Origin of the sequence: Fibrobacter sp. (genome assembly GCA_012523595.1) — a bacterium.
Classification (GTDB): Bacteria; Fibrobacterota; Chitinivibrionia; order Chitinivibrionales; family Chitinispirillaceae; genus JAAYIG01.
This window is the reverse complement of sequence record JAAYIG010000192.1, coordinates 1-2241: the sequence shown is the minus strand read 5'-3', so window position 1 is coordinate 2241 and position 2241 is coordinate 1. Positions and strand designations below refer to the sequence as shown.

Annotated in this window: 1 protein-coding gene; it reads right to left on the bottom strand. The window is 44.6% G+C overall.

The features are described 5' to 3' along the window. The coding region (locus tag GX089_12800) for a hypothetical protein (GenBank protein NLP03368.1) at positions 1-1781 on the bottom strand (1781 nt) is incomplete at its 3' end. Between the last annotated feature and the right edge of the window lie 460 nt (positions 1782-2241).

Sequence of the window (2241 nt, the reverse complement as noted above, 5' to 3'; positions counted from 1 at the left end):
TCTCCGGCAGACAGCAGATAAGAGTTGCCGGCTCTCATGGGTGCGGCAAAATGCTGATCCAGGCTCCCGCAGATAATTATCTCAAAATTCTGCAGTCGGTTCACCAAAGCACTGATATTTTGCCAACTGTCATGTATTATCAAAATACGTAAATCACAGGACTGCGCATCCGGGGTTAACAGCTTTTGAGGATCCAGTGTATTCAAAGCATGAGCCTTGTTTTCGGGAACCAGGCTTTTATTGATAAAGGAGGTGACATATAATTTATATCCGTTGTTTTTCAGGATAGAAAATGGCATAAAAGAAGTTCCGGAGCTGTCATTCGCATTGGCAAGGATTAATTTGTCAGGAAAAGAGGACTCAGTCAATATTTTGCTGTTATATGAAAACTCTTCGTTTCCAGCACAGACTGCATCGAATTTGACATGTTGCAGATAAAGGGCAGCAAGTCTGGTCTGCAAGGGGTTGGCATCTGCACGGATGATGTTGCCGGCCTGAATGGTAAAGATTACCGGGAACTGACTGCGCAGACTCTGAAAAACGGTTCCATGACGGGCGATTCCTCCCAGAGATCCGGAGTAGGGCGGCGGGAGAAACTGATTTTTCAGGTTACCGGAATAGACAATCGAGATTTCCTGTTTTTCATTTCGTAATCGTTCCGATTTTATCCGGTTTAAAAGAGCATGTGCTTTCCACAGGTTAGGATCCATCCGAAGCGCTTTGAGTGCATAATTTCTGCAAAGGATAAACCTTTTTAGCCTGTAGAATTTTTCTGCAACCTTGTAATAATCTTCGGCTGTGCGTTTCTTCTTCTCTTCCATCTGGATCTTTACCGTTGCGGACCATACCGGACCTAACTCTTTTGAGAGATTTTTCCATGCCGCTTCAAAGCCATAAATTTTATAATGAAAACCTGCACCGAGCCCAAATCCGGAAATCGATGGCTTTACGCCGTAGGTAAACTCGTATCCTGTAAAGAAACGGAAATATTGACCAGCCTTGATTTCGGTGCTTATGCCTGTAGCTACCGGTTCGTCAGCGATTTTTCTCACGCCTATACCAATATCAAAATCGAATCTGGAGGTTATGGGAAAGTAGGATGGTAAAGGGCGAATAAGCAGTGATAATCCTCCCTGAAGAGGGAGTGATTCGGTGATGGTTCCATAGGAGATACCTGTTCCAAAGTTGGCCATATATAGCCGGGCGGAGAGCATCTTGACGGGGGTTGCCAGAAGATCGATGGAACCGGCCAGGGCCCGGCCCGCTTCATGATCCAGCCTGCTTTCGATATAGGCTGCAGAAACACCGAAACTGACTCTCTGATCCAGAAATGCTCTGGCATAGGAAGCTCCCAGGGCCAGCTCAAGCATTGATGGTTTTGAGGGTCGCTCATCGATATCCCGTGCGTTTTCGAATTTGCCGGGAGAAAAGACCTGCGCATAACAGCCGAAAGTCCCGATATCTTCGATTGGAAAGAGTGCCCCGGTATACTCTTTTTTGAGGCCCATTAGCCATTGAAGGTGATGGAGGGCGAATTTGTTTCGGTTTGACAGTGCCGAGTTGGCGCTGAAAAGTGGAAGATCGGTGGCATCCATGGCTCCGGGTGAAGAAGCCAGACCTCGGCCAAGTGTTACTGAGGAGAGAGGGAGGGTGAGGAAGTTGCAGGTGGTATGTCCGCTGTTTCTGCCCCGGGAATCGGTAAGCCAGTCGAAGTCGAAAGCAGAAAGCCTGAAATTTATAAGAATTATCAAAAACAGTGTTATTGAAGACTGTCTGATCATTATTTCTATAATCCGGAAGAACGGGCTTTGGAACTGTGAAATTTTCCTTTATTCTATAATTGTTTATAGGCTTTTGGTTTAAAAATCTTGAGGGGGCAGCTAAGAATCCCCCGCTGGAAAGCGCCCCCTTATAAAGGAGGATGAGGGGGATTCTAGCCAATGAGTGAGTTCCGGAGTAAGAGTCTTGAACTGCGATTTGTGTGATTAGGATGATAGACCATGATTTAAAATGAATTCCAATCATGCAAATCATGTAAATCACAATAATCAGAGTTCAGACTCTGAGGAAATGTCCTGAACTGTGATTAGTGTGATTAGGATGATAGACTATGATTAAACTGAATTTCAATCATGCAAATCATGTAAATCACAATAATCAGAGTTCAGACTCTGAGGAAATGTCTTGAACTGTGATTTGTATGATTAGGATGATAGACTATGATTAAACTGAATTTCAATC